The organism is Candidatus Gracilibacteria bacterium (assembly GCA_041660965.1).
Lineage (GTDB): Bacteria > Patescibacteriota > Gracilibacteria > BD1-5 > JAGOOR01 > JAGOOR01.
Window position 1 is genome coordinate 167,677 of record JBAZVH010000001.1, and the last position, 22,428, is coordinate 190,104.

21 protein-coding genes, 1 tRNA gene and 1 other RNA gene are annotated in these 22,428 nt (G+C 40.2%); 14 read left to right on the top strand and 9 right to left on the bottom strand.

Annotated elements, in window-relative coordinates; translation table 25 throughout:
• Nucleotides 1–60 precede the first annotated feature (60 nt).
• The 5 genes from WC753_00865 to WC753_00885 all read left to right on the top strand — a co-directional run bounded on the left by WC753_00865 (nt 61) and on the right by WC753_00885 (nt 5,425).
• Nucleotides 61–804 (top strand): MBL fold metallo-hydrolase, encoded by a 744-nt coding sequence (locus tag WC753_00865; GenBank protein ID MFA6080017.1) that lies wholly within the window; start codon nt 61–63, stop codon nt 802–804.
• A 147-nt stretch (nt 805–951) separates the two neighbouring features.
• Nucleotides 952–1,028, top strand: a tRNA-Val gene (locus WC753_00870).
• A 132-nt stretch (nt 1,029–1,160) separates the two neighbouring features.
• Nucleotides 1,161–2,660: a tRNA (adenosine(37)-N6)-threonylcarbamoyltransferase complex transferase subunit TsaD gene (tsaD, locus tag WC753_00875; protein MFA6080018.1), complete on the top strand. Its 1,500-nt coding sequence runs from the start codon at nt 1,161–1,163 to the stop codon at nt 2,658–2,660.
• Between the two features lie 39 nt (nt 2,661–2,699).
• Complete coding sequence (gene dnaX, locus WC753_00880; GenBank protein ID MFA6080019.1) at nt 2,700–4,229, top strand: DNA polymerase III subunit gamma/tau; 1,530 nt, start codon at nt 2,700–2,702, stop codon at nt 4,227–4,229.
• A 41-nt stretch (nt 4,230–4,270) separates the two neighbouring features.
• Nucleotides 4,271–5,425, top strand: a complete 1,155-nt coding sequence (locus tag WC753_00885; protein MFA6080020.1) for an AI-2E family transporter — start codon at nt 4,271–4,273, stop codon at nt 5,423–5,425.
• Here the strand turns inward: WC753_00885 and rnpB are convergent.
• Nucleotides 5,422–5,796, bottom strand: an RNA gene (gene rnpB, locus WC753_00890) — RNase P RNA component class A. The genes WC753_00885 and rnpB overlap by 4 nt on opposite strands.
• 431 nt (nt 5,797–6,227) lie before the next feature.
• Between rnpB and WC753_00895 the strand changes: the two genes are divergently transcribed.
• A complete protein-coding gene (locus tag WC753_00895) occupies nt 6,228–6,716 on the top strand; it encodes a hypothetical protein (GenBank protein MFA6080021.1) in 489 nt (162 codons plus the stop codon).
• On the opposite strand, the gene cmk is transcribed toward WC753_00895, so the two are convergent.
• The 3 genes from cmk to WC753_00910 are packed head-to-tail and all read right to left on the bottom strand — an operon-like array spanning nt 6,689 to nt 9,390.
• Complete coding sequence (gene cmk, locus WC753_00900) at nt 6,689–7,366, bottom strand: (d)CMP kinase (protein ID MFA6080022.1); 678 nt, start codon at nt 7,364–7,366, stop codon at nt 6,689–6,691. The two genes, WC753_00895 and cmk, sit on opposite strands and share 28 nt — an antisense overlap.
• A gap of 4 nt (nt 7,367–7,370) precedes the next feature.
• Nucleotides 7,371–8,162 (bottom strand): TIGR00282 family metallophosphoesterase, encoded by a 792-nt coding sequence (locus WC753_00905; GenBank protein MFA6080023.1) that lies wholly within the window; start codon nt 8,160–8,162, stop codon nt 7,371–7,373.
• Between the two features lie 37 nt (nt 8,163–8,199).
• A complete protein-coding gene (locus WC753_00910) occupies nt 8,200–9,390 on the bottom strand; it encodes a glycosyltransferase (GenBank protein ID MFA6080024.1) in 1,191 nt (396 codons plus the stop codon).
• 23 nt (nt 9,391–9,413) lie between these two features.
• Between WC753_00910 and metG the strand changes: the two genes are divergently transcribed.
• Complete coding sequence (metG, locus tag WC753_00915; protein ID MFA6080025.1) at nt 9,414–10,958, top strand: methionine--tRNA ligase; 1,545 nt, start codon at nt 9,414–9,416, stop codon at nt 10,956–10,958.
• Between the two features lie 3 nt (nt 10,959–10,961).
• Nucleotides 10,962–11,822: a galactosyltransferase-related protein gene (locus tag WC753_00920; GenBank protein MFA6080026.1), complete on the top strand. Its 861-nt coding sequence runs from the start codon at nt 10,962–10,964 to the stop codon at nt 11,820–11,822.
• A gap of 16 nt (nt 11,823–11,838) precedes the next feature.
• On the opposite strand, the gene WC753_00925 is transcribed toward WC753_00920, so the two are convergent.
• From WC753_00925 to WC753_00935, 3 genes are all read right to left on the bottom strand, one after another.
• Nucleotides 11,839–13,365 (bottom strand): YifB family Mg chelatase-like AAA ATPase, encoded by a 1,527-nt coding sequence (locus tag WC753_00925; GenBank protein MFA6080027.1) that lies wholly within the window; start codon nt 13,363–13,365, stop codon nt 11,839–11,841.
• 43 nt (nt 13,366–13,408) lie between these two features.
• Entirely contained in the window at nt 13,409–14,020 is a 612-nt protein-coding gene (locus tag WC753_00930; protein MFA6080028.1) for a hypothetical protein, read from the bottom strand.
• Between the two features lie 75 nt (nt 14,021–14,095).
• On the bottom strand, nt 14,096–14,299 hold the full coding sequence (locus tag WC753_00935; protein MFA6080029.1) for a hypothetical protein: 204 nt from the start codon (nt 14,297–14,299) through the stop codon (nt 14,096–14,098).
• A gap of 81 nt (nt 14,300–14,380) precedes the next feature.
• Here WC753_00935 and ruvA point away from each other — a divergent pair, with 81 nt between their 5' ends.
• Complete coding sequence (gene ruvA / locus WC753_00940; protein ID MFA6080030.1) at nt 14,381–14,983, top strand: Holliday junction branch migration protein RuvA; 603 nt, start codon at nt 14,381–14,383, stop codon at nt 14,981–14,983.
• Between the two features lie 29 nt (nt 14,984–15,012).
• Nucleotides 15,013–16,470: an Asp-tRNA(Asn)/Glu-tRNA(Gln) amidotransferase subunit GatA gene (gene gatA / locus WC753_00945; protein MFA6080031.1), complete on the top strand. Its 1,458-nt coding sequence runs from the start codon at nt 15,013–15,015 to the stop codon at nt 16,468–16,470.
• Between the two features lie 3 nt (nt 16,471–16,473).
• Here the strand turns inward: gatA and WC753_00950 are convergent, their stop codons facing one another.
• Nucleotides 16,474–17,172, bottom strand: a complete 699-nt coding sequence (locus tag WC753_00950; protein ID MFA6080032.1) for a Bax inhibitor-1/YccA family protein — start codon at nt 17,170–17,172, stop codon at nt 16,474–16,476.
• A gap of 120 nt (nt 17,173–17,292) precedes the next feature.
• Nucleotides 17,293–17,817, bottom strand: a complete 525-nt coding sequence (locus WC753_00955) for a hypothetical protein (GenBank protein ID MFA6080033.1) — start codon at nt 17,815–17,817, stop codon at nt 17,293–17,295.
• 115 nt (nt 17,818–17,932) lie between these two features.
• Between WC753_00955 and WC753_00960 the strand changes: the two genes are divergently transcribed.
• The 4 genes from WC753_00960 to pyrH are packed head-to-tail and all read left to right on the top strand — an operon-like array spanning nt 17,933 to nt 22,184.
• Nucleotides 17,933–19,030, top strand: coding sequence for a UDP-N-acetylglucosamine--N-acetylmuramyl-(pentapeptide) pyrophosphoryl-undecaprenol N-acetylglucosamine transferase (locus WC753_00960; GenBank protein MFA6080034.1), 1,098 nt, complete (start codon nt 17,933–17,935; stop codon nt 19,028–19,030).
• A 6-nt stretch (nt 19,031–19,036) separates the two neighbouring features.
• Complete coding sequence (locus tag WC753_00965; GenBank protein MFA6080035.1) at nt 19,037–19,681, top strand: VTT domain-containing protein; 645 nt, start codon at nt 19,037–19,039, stop codon at nt 19,679–19,681.
• A 9-nt stretch (nt 19,682–19,690) separates the two neighbouring features.
• Nucleotides 19,691–21,433 (top strand): hypothetical protein, encoded by a 1,743-nt coding sequence (locus WC753_00970; protein MFA6080036.1) that lies wholly within the window; start codon nt 19,691–19,693, stop codon nt 21,431–21,433.
• 58 nt (nt 21,434–21,491) lie between these two features.
• On the top strand, nt 21,492–22,184 hold the full coding sequence (pyrH, locus tag WC753_00975; GenBank protein ID MFA6080037.1) for a UMP kinase: 693 nt from the start codon (nt 21,492–21,494) through the stop codon (nt 22,182–22,184).
• The last annotated feature ends 244 nt before the right edge of the window (nt 22,185–22,428 follow it).

A 22,428-nucleotide genomic window follows, 5' to 3' on the forward strand; every position in this document is an offset into this window, starting at 1 on the left:
ATACAGTTATAGCATTGTAAATCAATAAAAATTATATAGAATTCCTTACAATAATCTTATATGAAACTTACTATTCTCGGAAGCGGGACCATCGTTCCCTCACTCCAGCGCAGTGCCCCATCGTATCATCTACAAATAGGAGTTCGACAAATACTCATAGATTGCGGGCCATGAACACTGATACAACTTGAAAAAGCAAAATTGAGTTATAAGGATATTGATATGATATGCATATCTCACTACCATATTGATCACATCTCCGATCTTAATCCTCTCATCAGTGCATTTAAGTGGACACCGAATTACAATCGAGAGAAAGATTTGACCATTATCTGACCAGTATGATTTCAAAATTTTTACGAAACATATATACAACCCCTCTCCTGATCACCACTTCCAAACACATATAAAATTATTATTCGTGAAATAACGGATTTTATAGAGTATGCCGAGTTTCGTATCGAGACATACAAAACTCGTCACACAGACAATAGTTTGGCATACAAATTTTTAGAAAACTGAAAAATAGTCACCCTCTCATGAGACACGGATTTTGACCTATGATTAGCACAATTTGCTAAAAACTCAGACATATGTGTCTTGGAATGCTCCTTTGCTAATAATTGAAAGGTTGCTGGGCATCTCATCTCAAAAGAATGTGGAGAAATAGCAAAACAGGCAAGTGTAGGGAAACTCATTTTATCGCATCTGTATCCTATCCCAGAAGAAACACGTCTTCTAGAAACTCAACAGCTATTTCTGAATACTATTTTAGCTGAGGATTTAATGACGTTCAGTATTTAATTGCAAGAAGATAAATAATTTTGCAAAATAAAAATATTTCATATAGTACTTCCACTTTGGGTGATTAGATAGGTTCGAAGTGGGGTTTGCTCACTTCTCGTGGTGAGAGCATCTGCCGATTCGATGCTCCGAAAGACATAAAATTATGGGTGACTAGCTCAGTTGGTTAGAGCATCTGCCTTACAAGCAGAGGGTCACAGGTTCGAATCCTGTGTCACCCACCATTCCTCGCTTTACGAGATACGAATGGTGCAGCCCATTGAATAATAAATTTCATCCGTCATTGGATGATTTTTTTATTATTTTCCAAACTCAGTAAACTCAGTAAACTCAGTAAACCTAATAAACTTTTTCACATGTATCTTCTTGCCTTTGAATCCTCTTGTGATGACACATCAGTCGCTCTTCTGCGAGACGATGAATTGATTTGTATGAAGACGCATACACAGCTTGAACATATTGCAACAGAAGGTGTCGTCCCTGAAACAGCCGCTAGACTGCACGCAAATCATGTCTTCGAACTTCTGGAAGAAGTATTAAAAATATGAACTATAACCTTGAAAGATATTGATATTTTTGCAGCCACGAGTGAACCAGGATTAATCCCCTCACTTCTTATCGGGAAAACTGTTGCTAAAACACTCGCGACATCCCACAAAAAACCTCTTATTTGGGTCAATCATATCGAGGGGCACATTTTCTCTGTGCTTCTGGAACGAAAACTCCAGGATTTGAAATTTCCCGCTATCGTTCTTTCAGCTTCTGGTGGACACAATGATCTCTTCCTCTGGAAATCACTCTATGAGATTGAAAAACTTGGATGAACCCTCGATGATAGTGCGGGAGAGAGTATGGATAAAGTGGGGCGGTCTATGGGGCTTCCCTTTCCTGCAGGTCGAGAAGTCGATGAACTGGCGCAAAAGTACACTCCTAAAATTCACACCAATATTCCCAAATTCCCCCTTGTTCTGCCGGCTGATTCACTTGATTTCTCATTTTCAGGACTCAAATCAGCCGCAATTCGAGAAATCGAGCTCAGAAAAATATTGAAGATTCGAACACAAGTAGGACAGGATATGCCAGATATATCTCAAAATAAAAATATATGAATTACTCCCCCCTGACAAGGGGGGCAGGACAAAAAGAATGAAGTTGGGGGGTTCTACATCCCCTATCGTCATGACCTCACTAAAAAAGCACAGGAAAATCGAAGTAATCCAGCTCCGTTTGAATATGATACGTATTACAAGATATTAAAAGTATGAAATCTGGGGGACTATAAATTTCTCCGTCAGAAACCTCTACTCGATTATATAGTAGATTTTTACTGTTCAGAACTATGACTTATTATAGAAATAGATGGCGATAGTCATGGAGAGCAAGAAAAATATGATAAAAAAAGAACGGCCGATCTCGTATCTCACTGACTCACTATTTTGCGATTTACAAATTGGGATATTCTCCATAACAAAGAAGGTGTTTTCGAAACAATTACACAGTGGATAAAAGAAAAAATATCATACTCAACCCCCCCTACCCCCCCTTATCAGGGGGGAGGAAATTCCTCCGAAGAATCATGAATTCTTACAGAAAACGATCGAATAGAAATTGCCTATGGATATCAAAGTATCGTCACAGAGATACTCACTCAAAGAGTTATACAGGCCTCCAAAATACACCAAACACACACTATTTGTCTCGTCGGTGGTGTCAGTGCTAATTCGGCACTTAGAGCGAAAGTAGAACAGTTCTGAAAAGATTCCAACATCCCTGTTTTTCTCCCAAAATCACTCAAATATTGTGGTGATAACGCTGCTATGATAGGCATACGTGCCTATTGGGAGTATAGAAAGTAAAGTTCTTGTTTTTTTGTCTCATTTTCCTATACTACTCGCATGTCAGAAACAACTCACCAGTCACTCTATCAGAAGTATCGACCACACTCATTTGAGGATGTAGTAGGGCAGGATTTTATCAAAAAGGTCCTGATGAATTCTTGTCGAAATCACACACTACACCACGGATATATATTTTTTGGATTTCATGGGACTGGAAAGACGACATTGGCTCGTATCTTCGCTCAAACCGTAAACTGTACCAATATTCTCCCTGATGGAAATCCTTGTGAAAAATGTGAGAACTGTCTCGCTTTTGCCAATAAACGGATGATGGATGTGATAGAGATAGATGCTGCGAGCTATACGGGTGTAGAGAACATACGAGAAGTTATCGAGCATGCTAAATTCACTCCGAGTCAAGGAAAATACAAGATCTACATCATCGACGAGGTCCATATGCTCTCAAAATGAGCATTTAATGCCCTTCTCAAAACACTCGAGGAGCCACCACCACATGTGATATTTCTCCTTGCAACAACGGAAATAAACAAGGTACCTGATACGATATTATCACGAGTCATTCGTTTTGATCTCGAGAGAATCAATGATACAGATATGCGCTGACTCCTCGAAAAAATATGTAAAAAAGAAGGGATAAAAATAGAACCTGGAGCACTCGACCTCATCATCCATCGATCCAGATGAAGTCTCAGAGATTCTCTCACAATACTCGAAAAATGTATTCTCGACAAGACATTGACACAAGCATATGTGGAGAGCGCTCTCCAGCTCGTGGGCCCGGACTTTCTCGCAAAAACACTTGATGCTTGTATAAGTTGAGATGGTTATAAAATACAAGAAGTGTTCGAAGTAATACAAAAAACGGGCGTTAATGTGAGGACTTTTGCAGGACAAATGACCGAATGGATAGCAAATCACATAGAAGAAGCGCTCGCAAAAAAACAATTTCCTCTCTATAAGAGTGTCTTCGACCGATTTACGAGAATCTATGTGGAGAGCAAACAAGTTTCGGTCCCTATGGATGTCCTCACGATGTCTCTCTGCGAGTGTATCACAAAAAATAGTGAAGCTATACATTATTATAAAACCCAGGAATATAAAGAGCTAAGTTCCCCTGACACCGCACCAACGCCAGATATGCCAAAAAGGATTCCAAAAAACGAAGACGATCTCACAGAATCTTCTGATGAATGAGAAATTATACTGACAGAGGAAGTTATTGAGATTCCCGCAATCCTCGAGGGTATATCCACAATAGATCCACAAGAAAATGCTTCTTTTTCAAAAGAATTCTTTCTCCAAAAACTTATCGAAAGAGGTATAAAACAAAATCTTCTTCCTCTTCTCAGAACAGCAGATATAGATTTGACTGATGGAATTATCACTATAAAGACAACATCTTTTGCAGAAACTCGATGCCGTGAAGGGAATCACTGGAATATGATCGAAACCGTCGGGTATGCTCTAGGGGCAAAAAAAGTAGAAATAGTTCTTCTCATAAATGAAACACTAACAAATACAAAAAGCGAGTCTCCTACTGATATTGCCGAAGAGATATTTGGATAATGAAAAATTTGCTTTTCGGTGAAAACGCATAGCATAGAGTTATGCGAAAATTCCTCTCTCAGTTTATATTTACCCGTTCTTTTGCCGAACATACAGTATCTTTTTTGGGGATACTTCTGATTGTCTATCTCTGAAAAGAGTTCTTGGTATTCTTTTTGACTGCTTTTTTGTGTGCTTCACTCTTTGGAAATTCCTCACGATATGTCCATCTTTTTGTGGCAAAAAGAAAGAATAATATCCCAGAAAGTATTCGATTTCTCATCGTTAAAATAACATGAGAAAAAACACTCCTCTCAATACTCTACATCTTTTTTGCATTGCTCTGTATCTATATTTTCTCAGATATAGGTCCAACGCTGATTACTGATATAGCTCAGTTATTACAGGATTTTTCACAGAAATTTGGAATTGATCTCGGATCTTTTGGATTACAGAGCACGCTCTGACAATGGCAAAATATATCCACGCAAATTAGTGATTTTATCAATGTCATCTCCCCTACCACCGATACAAAAGAGATTGTCGCAAAAGTTATTCATATTGGAAGTATATTTTTCCAGATTATTTTTGGTTATATCGTCAGTTTTGTATGGCTCCTGGAAAATAATACAGCAAAAACCTATCTTTCCCAGCTCAAACAAGGTCCATTTGCATTCTTTTATAATGATCTTCGGATTATCTTCCGAAAAATAACCCATAGCTTCTGACTCGTGTTTTATGCACAATTCAAAATAGCCGTCGTAAATACTATTTTGACAGTCCTTGGGCTCGTGATTATAGGATTTTTTTATGGGCTACTTTCGCTCGACGGTGGTACAACATTTCCATACTTACTTGCGCTGGGCTTTATTACGTTCTTGACGAGTTTTGTGCCAATACTTGGGGTTTTTATTAGTGGTATACCGATTCTCTTTGCGGGCGTAGTTGCCTACCCTGGATGGGGTATCATTATAACGATTTTATCGATGCTCCTCATCATCCATGTGATAGAATCCTATATTCTCAATCCACGAATTGTCGGACAATCTCTGAATATTCCTGCACCAATTATATTTATTATACTATTCGTCTCAGAGCACTTTGTGGGTATTGGAGGTTTTTTCCTCTGAGTACCACTCTACATCCTCCTCCTCGAATTTATCACATGAGCAGGAAAAGCGATCGAAAAGTATATTCACCAACAAAAAATCGTATAAATGCCAGAAGTAATAAGCCGGATTCTGTGTCTCGACATATATCTCTCTAGGTCAGAAATTGCTCTCTGACTCAAGCGCATACCCCCCACCGAAGCGGGACCAGTATGCTTGCATCACCTGGGGTTTACCGAGACATTTCGATTGCTCGAATGCCTCTCAGCGAGGAAAAGAACTGCTGAGACTTTTCACCTTGGCACTATGAACGAATTCTTTTCTCGTATTATCATAGCACTGTTGAGTCTCTGTGGCACTTTCCATACCATATAGTCACCTATACAGCTAGAGCCGTTAGCTCTCAGGTTCCCCCGCTCCTTTTTATTCTCCAGTACCTATTTGTATGCGGGCCTTGATAACAGCGACTCATTTACCATGTGCCTTAAGCTGTTTTTCTCGACTTCTCGCACTTTTTGCGGTCATATATGCCTCATAATACACGAGTTTCCAATCAGCACAATGATTGCATGTAGAGGTATTTTTTCATGAGATATGTTCTTAAAATCTCTTTTTGAGATCAGAGCTATATCCTATGTAATACTTGCCTGTTACCGGGTTGTGCAACATGTAAACATAGTACATACATGAAGTAAAAGAATAAAAAGGAGCGGGGTGCGATGTCCGGACTTTCCTCCCCGCTCATTTTAGTCATCATACAGTAGAAATCTAAGTGATGACTAAAATGAGCGGGGCATATGTCTCCTTCTGGCATAGTGATACTATGAAGTTTTTGTATTTTGCAAAGTAATTTGCAATGTGTAAAAAAGTGTGGTAGTATATGGTAGTATACTTTGTCATTAATTTTTCTATGTCTACTCAATATAAAACACAACCTTGATCACTGCCTGATGGGACTATCAATATAGATTCAGGAAAGGCATGACCAGAAGTCGAGACTCTGCAATTATGAATTGGAGACAGAGTTCAGATGATTACTGCGCAAGATAAATGAAAAGAAATATCAGCTATCTGAGAGACTGAATTTGATACATTTTTTCAATCACTTGCCCCAATAATTGAAAAAGCAAAAAAAGAAGCAATTGAATGAGAGAAAGAGATTAAGTGTAGAATCCCAAAAAAAATGCTAGAAGAACTAGCATGAAAATTAGAAGGAAACTGTATATGAATAAATGATTTCCATCCGCTCTTAGAAAGTTCCTTAAAGAAAAAATGAATCAAACTAGACGATCTATATCCAAAAGAGTTTCTCACGAGAGTTGTCAAAACTATTTTTGGCTCATGAACAACTAGAATGATGCTATGAAGTGACTATACTGTGGTATTTTCACCTGAATAAATAGCTGACTTTCTTGTTACAATCTCATAAATCTGTTCCACCTGTTCTGGTATAGTAATATGTGTTGTGTCGATTTCATACGCTCCTTCTGGTTTTACAAGAGGTCCATCAAGACGTGACATATCTCGATAATCTCGAGCAACTATTTGTTTGAGAACTTCCGCTTCTGTGATATCATCCCCTTTATGTCTGAGATCCAGAAACCTACGGTGTGCACGTACTGTAGGATCGGCAACTAAATAAATTTTTACATCAGCCGATGGTGCCCAGACAGTTCCCGTATCTCGTCATTCGAGAACATAATTATTTCTTTCAAGAATCTTTTGACCTGCAGAGATGACACAAGCCCTCACGATAGGTTGTGAAGAAATCTGGGATGATCAAATTCCTGCTTCGGCCGTACGAATCCTGGATTCATATTCTTCTCAATTAATACAAATATGATTTTGCCCATCAAAATCAAGAATAATTCACGAAATATTCTCTTCTGTAACGGATTCCAAATTGACTCATCTCTCAGCCAGATACACTGCAACCGCACGATACATCGCTCCAGAATCGAGATATTGAAACCCGAGTTTTTCGGCAAGAAGTTTAGCTGTTGTGCCTTTTCCACTTCCAGCAGGTCAGTCAATGGTAATAGTAATCATAATATTATTCACAAATCCGAATCGTCTCCAGTTTGATACACTTTTTATTTTCTATTTCAACGAAAAGACCAGAAAGGACTCATAGTCCATGTTCATCAGGAGACATCAATCCTTCCATACGTCACTCAATAAAACGATGCTTGACGAGCTCCCAATCGACACCGATAATACTATGCCGAGCTCACGCAAATCAGATATCATTGATAAATCAGAGTCATTTCGGCCAAATCTCTGCATCATTGGATTGAACATGGGTATGAGTTCCAAAGAGTACAGAAGCACGACCATCCAGATAATTCGCCATTGCATACCCCTCAGAAGTGACTTCTTTGTGATAATCGACCACGATGGCATCCACGGCATCTTTTGAATACTGTGCCAAAATAGTATCAATTGTTTGAAATGCGTTCTCTGATTCCTCTTTCATAAAGACAGTGCCTATGAGATTGATAACAAGGAGTTTTTGTCCCGCGATATCATAGACTCGATACCCTTTTCATGGAAGATCCTCTCCTATCAGATTGTGTGGACGAAGCTGCTTTGAGTCAGGGGCATTCATATAGTCAGCGATATCATTGCGAGACTCGAGACTATGATTCCCTCCTGTAAATATATCGACTCATTGTGACTCAAGCCAATGAATCTGATTGAGACGCGGTCATTTCCCATGTGAGATATTTTCATTATTGGCGATAACGGCATCAGGCAAATAGTGTTTTCGAAGTGCAGGTAAATGCGCCGCAAGCATCTTGCGACCGATTTTTCCATAAATGTCTCAAAAAATAAGAAGTTTCATAATAAAATTCAAAAAGAGTATAGGAAAAACCACCTTTTTACAAGACACCCTCCACGACTTCCAAAAATCCACGGTCAAATCGCTCTACGCTCCACTTATTCGCATGTTCTCGAATAATGTCCGCATTCCACTCTCTTGCAAGAGATATTTGGATAGCGAGAACAAGAGAATCAACTGTCTGTTCTGGGAACAAAATCCCACTTTCCCCATGGGAAACCGTTTCGAGAACGCCTCATCTTCCATAGGCAATCACGGGTATCCCATGTGACATCGCCTCAAGGGCTACAATTCAAAAATCCTCTTCTTGTGGCATCAGAAATCCTGCTGCTCCTGCGAGTCACTCGGCTACTTCAGTATCTGAAGCATGAAAAATCCAATCAATCGTTGGTCATGAGATATCCTGCAATCGCTTCACTTCATCATTTATCGTGCTCGTAAATATTTTAAGAGGGATTTTAAGCTCATTGCAAGCAAGAATTGCGAGATCAAAGCGCTTATACGGGACAACACGGCCGAGACACACGAAATAAGTGCCGAGTGCCGAGTGCCGAGTGCCGAGTTGTTTGTCAGAAGAAAAACTTGGAACTCTTAACTTGGAACTCTTAACTGGTATGAAAAATGGATACACAACTGTACTTTCTCTCCCATAATATTTTTTAATTCTTTCCTGCGTATTCCTCGAATTAGCGATGAAAATATCTGGTCTTTGTGCCGCTTTTTTATCCCATTTTTTCATCAGAGAAAAAGCCGTCGGAATCACAAGTTTTGCCAGCCAATTCAGCCATCAAAATTCGAGAAAATTTTTGTAGTCTTCACTATGACTCCAGAGATAGCGAGTGGGTGTATGGCAGTACGATATATGTTTTGTTTTTCATGAAGTATGAATTCACTTCGCCTCCGCAGAAGTACAGGAAATCACAAGATCATATCCCGAGAAATCAAACCGAGAAAAAGCCATTGGACGCAAGAGCATACAGAGCTTATGTCTACGATTGAAGAAAGGAATCTTTTGGATAAAACTCGTCTTAATCTTTCTGCCCATAAAGACCTCTGGGCGCTCGGGAAAATAGACAGAAGTATAGATATCCGCTTCAGGAAAGAGCTGCATCAGTCGTTCAAACACCCTCTCCGCACCACCCCAATGAGTAATCCAATCAGTTACAAGTGCTATTTTTTTCTGTGAAACATCCATAATACTGACAGTATAGAGATTTTTCTGGAGTCTCAAAAAATATTACTATAATACCCTCTATGACAAAACACCTTATCACCACCGCTATCCCCTATATGAACGGCGCCCCTCATGTGGGGCATGCCTTTGAAATGGTGCTTACCGATGTTATCGTGCGAGGACGAAGACTTATCGGAGATGATATATTTTTCCTCACCGGTGCTGATGAACATGGGAGTAAAATCGCTAAAACTGCTGAATGACTCTGAGTGCCAGTCGTGCAAATGCTCGATGAAAATGTTGCTCGTTTTCAAGAAATGAATACCTATCTCAATGTTGTGGCTGACGACTATCTCCGCACGACAGACAAAGAAAAACACTGGCCAGTCGTGCAAGCACTTTGGATGAAAATGGTGGAAAATATTAATCCAGAAACAGGCGAATCTGATATTTATAAGAAGCAATATGCTGGGTATTATTGCGATCGAGAAGAAAGATTTGTAACAGAAGCAGAACTTGATGCAGATAAAAATGTTATCGAATCAGGGGCGCCAACTCGCTGGGCAGAAGATGAAAATTACTTTTTCCGACTCAGTCGATACAGCAATGATATTAAGAAAAAAATAGAAAATGATGATGTAAAAATCATTCCAGAATTTCGAAAAAATGAAATGCTTGCGATGATCGGTGATGGTCTCGAAGATGTGAGTTTCTCTCGTACAAAGAAACAGCTCTCTTGGTGAATCCCCGTACCAAATGATGATAATCATGTGATGTATGTCTGGTGTGACGCTCTGACAAACTACATTTCTGGCAGTCCTGAAAATCATGGAAATATCGATGAACTTTTCAAAAATTGGTCATGTGATCTCCATGTTATTGGTAAAGATATTGCCCGATTCCATTGTCTCACCTGGATTGGTATGCTTCTCTCGGCAGAGATAAAACTTCCAACGGAAATCCTCGTGCACGGGTTCGTCAATGATAAAGATGGTGCGAAAATGAGTAAATCCGTTGGCAATGTTATTGATCCTCACGAGATGGTAAATTCGTATTGTTCTGATACTTTTCGACTCTACATCACAGGTGAAGTCGGTGTCGGGCAAGATCTCAATTTCAGCGATGACCGCATAAAAGCAATACACAATGATATGCTCGCAAATAATTACGGGAATCTTGTAAACCGAATTTTATCACTATGGACTAATTTTCGAGATAATGAAATACCAACACTAACTGAACTGGAATGAAAATGATGGGATATTTTAGAGAATCAACCTTCATTCGAAGAAACATATAAAGGATGAATTGAGTACAAAAATGCTATTGCTGAATATGACACTAGGAAAGCATTTATGTGCATTGAATGAATTTTAAATGAAGCAAATGCAAGAATTAATCGATTGGAACCTTGGAAAAAATCTGGAGAAGAAAAAGGAAAAATTCTTGTGACAGGACTTGTCTATGTCTATTATACAACCCTCCTCCTCTCCCCTTTTATTCCTGAAGCAACAGGGAAAGTGATGAAAGCCATGGGAATAAATCCAAATACGACACTTGATACACCGATGAATATTGACTTGAATACAATTACAAAACCAGAGATACTTTTTGAGAAGAAATAACCTATGAAATTACAACCTTGAATATCAGCTATTTGCGCATGTAAAAATAGGACAAAAAACCTCTCGGTTGCGATAGGAAGCTGGTTAAAACATGCAGAAATAGATGAAATTATCATCGTAGACTGGGATTCTGACGAAAGTCTCGATAGTGTCGGGAAAAGAGATCCAAGAATAAAAATTATCTCCGTCAAAGATGAACCACATTGGGAGCTAACAAGAGCATATAATCTTGCAGCTCGTTTTGTGTCAAAATCGAAGATACTAAAACTGGATTGTGATTATATCCTGTGAGATAATTTCTTCGAGCATCACCCTTTAGAAGATAATACCATATTTTATGCATGAGATCGACAAAAAGCGAGAGATGCAAACGAAGCCCATATAGCATGATTGCTGTACCTTCATACAGAAAATTTCTGAGCAATACGCTGATATAATGAGATTATGAAAGGTTGGTGATATGACGATGATGACATCTATATGCGCCTTTGTGTCTCATGACTCACAAGAAGACATATATGCAATGATGACATCTATCATATTAGACATAATTGAATAAAAAATCAATTACAGGGTTTTTTGAGAGTTCTCAGTAATCAGAAAAATATATTTATTTCTGAGACATACGATTGGACCAAAAGATGAACTCTCTCAGAATATACTGTGTGCAAGGATGATACATGAGGTCACCTCTCTCTGTATTTCCCAAAATATGGGAAAAAATGCTTAAAAAAAATACGAAATAAAATATCTCAAAAATTTTTTATACAATTATGAGAAGGTAATTTTTGGAAGAAAATGCTTACTACAAAAAATAAAATGCAAAAGATCAAAAAAATAATCTCTTGAGCAATAGATGCATAACTACATGATTCGTCTGCTACTTACTCCTCTCCCGATATCCAAGTGCCTCAGTAATATGAGTGGGGTTGATATCCTCAGCTCCTTCTAGATCGGCAATAGTTCGTGCTAATTTGAGAGTTCGGTAATATGCTCGGGTCGAGAGATCGAGTCTCTGAACTGCTTTTTGAAGGATTTCTGAAGCGACCGTGTCGAGCTGACAATATTGCTCGATTTCTTTATTGCCCATCTCAGCATTGGAAGTTTTGCCCGTTGCAGCCAGTCTTTTCAATTGCATCTCTCTTGCAGCGATTACTTGAGTTCGAAGTTCAGCGGAAGTCTGTCCAATGACGGTCTTTTGTGCGATATCATCAACATTGACACGTGGCACGTGAATAAAGATATCCATACGATCGAGAAGTGGTCATGAGAGTCGTGCACGGTATCGCTCGATAGCAAAAGGTGGACACGTACATTTTTTCATTGTGTCGCCCATAAAACCACATGGGCACGGATTCATCGCACCAACCAGCATAAATCTCGCTGGATACACACAGCTACTCTGTACACGGTTTATCGAGATAACACCATCTTCTAGGGGTTGTCGAAGTGTCTCGAGTACCACCTGAGGAAACTCAAGCAGCTCATCGAGAAAGAGGACTCATTTGTGCGCCAGAGAGATCTCTCCAGGTCTCGAATCTCGTCCTCCACCAATAATAGAAATCGCTGATGCAGTATGATGGATACATCGAAATGGTCGTTGTGTGATAAGTGGATGTTCTCGTGAGAGTTTTCCAGCGACGGAATATATCTTGCTCACCTCGACTATCTCCTCATAGCCCATCGGTGGGAGAATTCCTCGAAGTGCCTTTGAGAGCATCGTCTTCCCTGATCATGGTGGTCATTCCATGATGATATTATGCCCACCTGCCGCTGCGATCAGGAGTGCCCTCTTGGCAAAAAGTTGTCCAATAATTTGTGAAAAATCGATATTTTCCTCTGGCGTATGACTGACGATGTCAGCGATAGAAGAAGCCGGCTGAATAGGCATCGGTATCTCACCAGCGAGGGCTTTGACGAGGTCATTGATATTTTTTGCAGGAATAATCTCGACATCAGGTATCAGTGCCGCTTCGATGGCATTTTCTTCTGGAACTATCACACGTTTATAGCCATGTTCTCGTGCAAAAATCACCGTCGGAAGAATCGCAGCGACCGAACGCACCGCTCCATCAAGGGCCAATTCTCCCACTACCAAAGTTTCATTCAAGAGTTCTTGAGGAATTTTGCATTCTTCAGCGACGATACCGAGCGCTATGGGGAGATCAAAACTTGGACCAGTTTTTCGGATATCAGCCGGTGCGAGATTGACAGTGATTTTTGTTCTGGGAAATGGGAGATCAGAATTTTTGATAGCAGAACGGACACGTTCACGACTTTCCTGGATAGCAGCATCGGGTAGACCTACGATGATAAATGCTGGCATACCATTGTGGATATCTACCTCAACCTCGACGAGCTGTCAGTCGAGACCTGAGACAACGACGGAATAGATTTTTGCTATCATAGAATTATTCTATTGAGCCCAGAAGAATTGCAAAGAATAATTACTATTTCGTTATCTTCAGAGTCTGTATCAATTCCTCTAACGGTTTAACGAATCCACCACCTGTGCTATTGAAGACGAGGATGCCAACATTATCGAGAGGGACAATATAGGTCAACCATCGTGATCGTCCGATAAATACCTGTACTCGTTGATTCGTAACCAATGAGCGATTACACGGAACTGGGGAATCACATGCTCCTGTCGCCTCCCATATATTTTTCTGAGTGTTATAGGCAACTTTTACATCACCAAATTTTGAATCTGAATCCGTGTATGAGACACTTTTGAGTTTTTCTTCTACTGTGATAGTATCACCTGTAGTGCGACTTGTAAAAATAAACTTTTTTGAATTATCAGGAAGAGTATTTTTTGTGATATTGTGATCCAGAGGAGCACAAAAAGTATAGCCAGTACCCGCAATCTCTTCTATGGCACAATTCGTCTTTGGAGTATCCGTATTTACTGGCATAGTTGGCTGAGTCGTAACTGGGATTGTGATATCTGGTTTTGTAACTGGAACAGTAGTATTATTCTGGATAACATAGAATTGATACAAACCAAATGATGCAACTGTAAGGATAACTCCCAGCAAAAAAGCAAGAAATATTTTCATAAAAAAAAGTTAAGAATGTACCAGAAAAATAAGGTACATATCAGTATAGCAGATACTGGGCAAATACAACTCTCGCTATGCTCTCCAGAACCAAGGCAATACAATAAAAATTACCCCAATTACTATTGAGAGAAAAATATTAGGTATAAAATAGGGATATACACTGAGGACAATACCACACCCCAGTGCTACAAATGCTTGTTGTTTGATACCATAAATCAGATACCCAGCACCAAATGCCCCAGTGAAAATGCTAATGAACATCATATTTGAATCCATACAAAAAAGTATAAGTCTTTCCTCTATTTTACAAGAAAAAAAGAAACTTGATTCTACCACAAATTCCATACTATTGATGCTATGATAGCTCTCCTCATCGGTACTCTCGAATATATCGAGAAAAATGACATCATCGTCCTCGTAAATAATATCGGCTACACCGTCAGTGTATCAGGTAAAGTCATCGGACTAAAAAATATCTGAAAGGAGATCCGCCTCTGGATCTACCATCATCAGACAGAAGCGGGTTCTCGGCTGATAGGATTTATCGATCACGAAGAAAAAGAACTCTTTACCAAGCTCCTCAGTGTCAATGGTCTCGGACCAAAATGAGCGCTCTCTCTTCTCGATCTCGGACAAAATGAAGTCATGCAAGCGATAGCAAGCGGAGAATCCAAGCGCCTCACTCAAGCCGTCGGTGTCGGACCAAAACTCGCGAGCAAAATCATCGTCGAACTCCGTGGCACCCTCGATACCGAGACACTTCAAAACATCTCTGCTCCTCAAAGAAAAAGGACACCAGAAAACACCTATTCGCCAGAAGACCAGTCTATTATACAATCCCTTATCAGTATGGGGTATGACCGAAAAAATGTCGAATTTAGCATCAGCGAAATCCCTCCACACCTCACAGGTATCGGCGACCGAACTATTTGGTGTATCAGAAATCTGCATCATAAATAAAATCCCTTATTTTCTCTTTTTAGCACTGTATGAACCTCTCTTCCGCCTCTATCATCGAAATGCTCGCTGGTCTCCGCGATGGCACGCTCAAAAAAACTGATCTTTGGGAACACTTTGTACATGTCTCTGATGAGCTTGATCCGACACTTCAGGCATACAATTTTCGTACGCCTGCCATGCCTATTGCACATGAATGATCACTTTCTGGTCTTCCAATAGCCATCAAAGATGTGTATAGTGAAGTCGGAGTACCGACCACGGCGTCGAGTAAGATGCTCGCAAACTATGTCGCACCCTACGAATCGACCGCGACAAAACGTCTCAAAGAAGCGGGCATTATCAGTCTCGGAAAAGTAAACAATGATGAATTTGCGATGGGAACCACAGGCGAAAATTCAGCTATCCGTATCACAAAAAATCCCTGGGATATCACTCGAGTTCCGGGGTGAAGCAGCTCTGGGTCAGTAGTATCTGTCGCCTCTGGGATGGCGCCTGCCTCTATCGCAACTGATACAGGAGGAAGCGTGCGACAACCTGCCTCTCTCTCATGAGTCGTCGGCTTCAAAGGAACCTACGGAACCATCTCTCGGTATGGTGTTATCCCGATGGCATCTTCACTCGATACTATGGGCGTCCTCGCACGCAATGTCCGTGATGCACACCTTATCTGGGATACGATGCAGGGCCACGACCCTCTCGATGCAACGAGCTTGGATGGAAGAATCTCAGTCTCCTCTGACATCTGGTCACGCACGGATTTAAAATGAATAAAAATCGGTCTTCCAAAAGAATATTTCTGAGATGGTGTCGAGAGTGGCACACGAGAGGTCATCGAACAAGCCAAGAAAACCCTCACTGACCTCGGAGCAGAACTTATCGAAGTCTCTCTTCCTACGACCGACTATGCGCTCGCATCCTACTATATCATCGTCCCTTCTGAAGTCTCTACCAATCTCGCACGATTTGATGGTGTACGATTTGGACATGTCACCAGTGAATCATTCCGAGATTATGCCGACTGGATTAGTCATACGCGTTCAGAAGGATTTGGTGCAGAAGCGAAACGACGAATTATGATTGGTTCCTTTGCGCTCTCCTCTGGTTTTTATGATGCGTACTACCATCGTGCCTCTCTCGTTCGCGAGATGGTACGCCAAGAATTCGCTGAAGTATTTACCAAAGTCGATGTCCTCGCTACCCCTGTCTCACCACAGGTAGCATGGAAAATAGGAGAAAAAGCTGATGATCCTCTCGCTCTCTATATGGCAGATATTTTCACCGTCCCAGGAGCCCTCGCAGGTATCCCAGGCATCTCTGTGCCTGCTGGCTACGCTGCACCTAGTGACGACGCCTCGCTCGCCCTCCCTGTCGGTCTCCAGATTATGGGACCAAAGCTCGGAGAAGAAAAAGTCTTCACAGTCGCTCAAGTATTTGAACAAGCGAATAAAGAACTTATCGAGAGTAGGAGACCAAGTGTTTGGGGGTAAGAATTATCTCCTATTCCCAAATAACCTCAGCAAACTGAGGAAGAGATTAATAAAGTCGAGATAGAGCATCAATGCACCACTGATAGCGGCTTTTTTTCTATTATCCGTTCAGGCAGTATGCCCGAGACTCATCATCTTGATCTTTTGTGTATCATACGCCGTCAGGACGATAAAGACGATAACGCCGATACCAGCGATAATCGTATCGACCATACCATTCCCGACAAACATATTGATAAGGGATGCTATGATGATACCGATAAGCCCAAACATTGCGAGTGTTCCGATGCCTGTCAGATTGCGACGAGTGATGTAGCCGTAGATACTCATCGCCGCAAATATCATAGCCGTCGAGGTAAAGATAGAGACGATAGAATTAAATTGATAAGCAAGAAACACCACGGAAAGTGTCAGACCAGTCACGAGTGAATAGAGCACGAAAAAGAGTGTCGCTGTAAACGCATTGATCTTATTGATAAGCCATGAAAGCGCGATGACCAGGCCGAGCTCGACGATTATCAGTGCAGTGAAGAGTCCTCGTGAGAAAATAAAGTTAAAAAGTGTTGGATCGGTCGCGACATAATATGCCATACCGCCTGATATGGCGAGAGCAAACGCCATCCATCCGTAGACCTTTCGCATAAATTGGTTTGCTGTGTCTTCTGCTTCGACGGACAGCGTATGAGTAGGAGTATATTGCATAAAAAAGTATTTAAAAAATACCTACCTATCCTATAAAGAAATTTAGTAACGTCAATATTTCTTCATTCGGTTTCGTATCTTTATTTGCATCATAATCTATACACCTAAAACACTCACTGCTTATTTTTTGCTCGCTTTGAGTACCTTATCAAGCAATAGGCGAATTTCTTCTCGATCTTCAGGTGCACATGGACGGGTAGACACATTGGCTCCATCCTTAACCTCACAATCATCAAACTCACAGTCTCAATTAGTATCCGTAAAAGTGGTTTTTACTGTATGTCATGATATTGTTTCCTGGGATTCAATCCATATCCTTTGTGAACCACCTTTTTCATGCTGGAAATGAAATACAGTACCATCTCCTAGATTGAGCTCAATATTATCTGGAACATCGAGGATATGACGCGTTTCTGATTCTATCAATCCTCTAACAGTAGGGTCGCTTATATCATAACGCTCCGTAAGCTGATTGATTTTGTCTACCTTCGTAGGCAATGATGGATCCAATTGGTCCAAAATAGCAGCGATTTTGGCATTATTGCTATCTGCTACTGAGGGAGACATTTTCTGGTGTACCAATCATCCAGCACCAGCTAAAAGTGCGGCACCACCGAGAATCATATGTTTTTTTGAGAGTTTCATAAGTATATTATATTCTATAAAGAGTATAATATCAATTAATTAAGAACCTCACCTCAAGACGCTGGGATTCTTAATTTTAAGTGGAATTATAGAACTTTTTCATTATACTCACTTCATGATTTTTTCCACCATGACACCCAATAAAACACTGATTGTTGTCGGAGGCGGAACAGGAGGACATGTTTTTCCACTTCTGAACCTGATACACTATCTCCAAAAAAATATTCCTTCTGAAAAATCAATTTTCTCTGAACAGGCGTTCCGATGGATTGGAGAAAAAGACAGCATCGAATCACGTCTTGCAGAAACAAACAATATCCCATTTTCTCCTATAATTTGTGGGAAACTTCGACGATATTTTTCATGGAAGACCATCCTGGTGCCTTTTCAGATAATGATTTGAATACTCCAATCACTTATCATCATCGTCGATGAAAAACCTCGAGCTATTTTTTCAAAAGGATGATATGTCTCACTTCCTGTCGCTGTCGCTGGATGGATGCTCCGAGTACCAGTCTATCTCCATGAATCCGACTCAGTACCAGGATTGGCAAACCGACTCGTGGCTCGATTTGCTCGTGGTATTTTTTGTACTTTTCGTGAAGCAGAGACCTTTTTCGAAGGCAAAAAAATCTGCGGATATGGACCGCTTTTATCAGAAGATATCGGAATAATAACCCAACAACCAGCTCCTCTATCTCCACGAACCCAACTCCTAGTGAATTGTGGTTCACAGGGATCGAGCACTATTTTTGATATACTTCTGAAGATGCTTGAGAAAGACAATTCGCCTTCTAGAGATTTTGATATTCATCTCGTTTTGGGAACTAAAAATCCACAGTATCGAGAAAAATTCGCTTCATTTCCAAATGTCACCATCTATGATTTTTTCTACGACCAGAAAGAATACTTTCAACTGGTTTATACCTGTGACATCGTGTTGACTCGGAGCGGATCGAGCGTCTTTGAATTTGAAGCACTTGGGCTCCATATGATCCTCGTCCCCCATCCGCATACTGGCAATAATCATCAATATTACAATGCAAAGATATTTGAAAAAAAATGACATGAATGTATCCTCCAAGAAAACCTAGAAAAAGAACTTTCTGGAGTACTCAGTCAGTATACATCATATCATAAACCTGCTTTGATTCCTCCGGTAGATCAGACTATTTACACGACGATTGAGCGGTATCTTTCTGAAAATAGGTAAAATACTATGAGAAAAATACTCATAAAATACATACAGAATATCGGGGTAAGTATTTTAGTATTGCTCTTGTGTATCTATGGCATCAAATATTATTGAGAGGAAAATCTCCAAAATCTGGTGCAATCATCGGGAGCTATAGCACCAATAGTATTTATTCTTCTCAAGATAAGTACTATCGTGTTTGCTCCTCTTTCAGGAACACCCCTCTTCATTGTAGCATGATCTCTCTTTGGAGTTGGGCCAGCGATAGTACTTCTTGTTATCGGGGATGCTATAGGGTATTCTATCGCTTTTTTTCTGAGTCGACATTTTGGAAGAAAATATGTAGAGGATCATATAGCAAAAAATGAATCTGGCTTACTCCACAAAATCGTGAAAAATATCTCGAGTGTTAAAGGGTTTATTGTTACTTGTTTTCTGTTTATCTATGTGACTGATCTACTCGCATATGGAGCATGACTCAGTCGTCTTCCTTATAAATATTTCTTTCCTATTTTTGTCACTGGTGATTTAATCGCAATTGTTATTGTTGTCCTCACAAGCAACCATATTGGAGTAAGCTATGAACTGGTGCTGTATGTATCTCTCGTGGCACTTCTCATATCAGTAATCTCCTGGTGAATACAGCAATTATCACGTCGCACCAGATAATCCCCTTTTATGTCCATTATTCCTTCTTGAGAAAAAATTATTGAAAAGAAAATCTGCCGCATAAGCTGAGAGGAGTTTTTTGTGACAGATAAAGATGTAGAGTTTTATGATACCATATCACCAATATTTGGAGGGAAAAAGTATGCTATTCCGAGTCCGACACTGTGTTTTGATGAGAGACGTAGGAGACGACTGAGTTTTTATAATCAACGATTTCTCTATAAAAATACCTGTGCCATCACTGGAAAAAATATCATTTCTCGGATAGCGCCAGACAGAGGTCTGACGACCTATTCTATTGAGGCATGGAGTGATCGTTCTTGGGATCCAAAAAAGTTTGGCATACCGGTGAATTTTGACGTACCATTCTTTGAACAAATACATCATCTTATAAAGACCACCCCGTATCAAAATCTCGTAGGGTCATCCCATAACGCTACAAATAATGCCCTCTATACCAATCATACATCTGAGCTCAAAAACTGCTATCTTATCAGCAATGCCAATCAAGTCACTGATGCATACTACTGTTCTGATATCAAGAAATCTGAACAATGTATTGATTGCCTTTCGTGTTCAAAGGCAAAAGATTGTTATGAGTGTGTCGCATGTCATGATGCGGCTGCCTGTCGATGGTGTGAATATGTTACCAATTCGACATACTGCTTCAAAAGTCGGCTCTTAAAAGGATGCTCTCATTGTCTCGCTTGTATCAATCTCGATCATAAAAAATATCATGTTCTGAATCGTCCGGTCAGTCCAGAAGAATATAAGACTATTGTTTGAAAATACATAACAGACACTTCTTTTAAAAGAGAAATAGATAAACGATATAGCCAACTCTACCTTGCAAGCTTTTTTCCAGCAACCAATAACGTAAATGCTGAAAACAGCATCTGAGATACGCTCTACAATGTCTCTGATTGTCTCGGATTTAATATCAACTCCTCAACACACTGTCGATACTGCGAGTCCATCATTGATAGTCATCATCTGATGGATGTTTCTGACTTTTGAGAAATAGCAGAATATATGTATGAAGGTGTATCAATTGGGAGACAATCGCAACATATTCTCTTTTCAGGAGTGGTAGGTAAGGGAACAAATTTTTTGTACTGTCTCGAAGTAAAAAAATCACACGACTGCTTTGGGTGTGTAAATATGCATTATGTGGATCACTGTATCCTCAACACCCCTTACTCTGTCCAGGAATATGAAACACTCTGTGGGAAGATTGTCGATCATATGAGGAGTACAGGAGAGTGGTGAGAATTTTTCCCTCATGAACTGTCTCCTTTCTGATACAATGAAACACTTGCCAACGAGTACTTTCCGCTTACCGAAAAAGAAGTAGAAGAGAAAGGATGGAATTGGCACAGTGGAGCGACTACGACACTTGATGGTACAGGATATCGCCCCCTTCCAATACGAGAATACGATGAAAAACAAGTGGGATATGAAAAAGCTCAAAACAATATTGATATACTCTTAGCAGAAACTATTAAATGTGCGATATCTGGTCGACCGTTTAAAATCGTACCACAAGAGCTCGCATTTTATATAGAAAATGCTGTCAACATACCCTCTCTCCATCCAGATGAACGACATAAGGCACGGATGGGACTCCGAAATGCTCGAGCTTTTCACCAACGAGAGTGCGCTCAATGTCAGAAATCTATCATAACAACCTATGCACCGAGTAGACCAGAAAAAATAGTATGTGAAACGTGCTACAGAAATATTCTCTACTAGTTTGTTTGATTTTTTCTATCATTGAACATAATACTCACAATATTTTTTAATATACTCTATGCGTCTCCTACTCAAACTCTCTGGTCAAGCTCTCGGCAATGGTGGTCAATGATTTGACCATGATCATATCAAAAAGCTCGTTCACGAGATACACCAACTCACAGAATTTCACGAGATAGCCCTCGTCATCGGAGGAGGAAATATCTGCCGTGGGGGTGAATTTCATAAACATGGCGTATCAGAGAATACGGCTCATGCGGTCGGAATGCTCTCCACAGTTATCAATGGGCTCTTGATACAAGATGCCCTCTCTCAGGACGGGCAAAAGACCTATCTCTATACAGCCCGAGATATTTCGACAGTTGGTGAAGCATTTTACTCGAGAAAAGCTGAACAAAATCTCTCAGAAAAGAAAGTGGTTATTATCTCAGGAGGAACAGGCAATCCATATTTCTCAACGGATACTGCATGAGTATTGCGATCAATTGAAATGAATTGTGATATGATGATAAAATGTACGAATGTGGACGGTATCTATTCTGCGGATCCAAAAAAAGATACCACAGCCGAAAAATATAATACCGTCACTTATGATGAGGTTCTCTCAAAAAATCTCCGTTTTATCGATCAAACAGCCATTGCTCTCGCCCGGGAACACCATCTCCCGATAGGAGTGTGCCATATTGATAATATTTCCAAGCTTGCAGGCCTCACAAAAGATGGAGCATTTTTTGGGTCTAAGGTGGTGTAATACAGGTTTGATTCAGTTTAATGAGTATACTAAAGTTTACTGAGTTTTCTAGGTTTTCTAAGTTGTTCCCGAATTAGTAAAATTCCTTCTTTCTTCTCTTTTATCTTTTCTTTATTATTTTTGTTTTGCCTTGCAAAACAGTTTGGTGCCCAGAAGAGGACTCTTTCGCTCTCCGCCGCGAACGGCTCTCTCGCAGTCGAAGTGACAAAAGTCACTTCTTTATACTCGATTCTCGTCCTCTTTT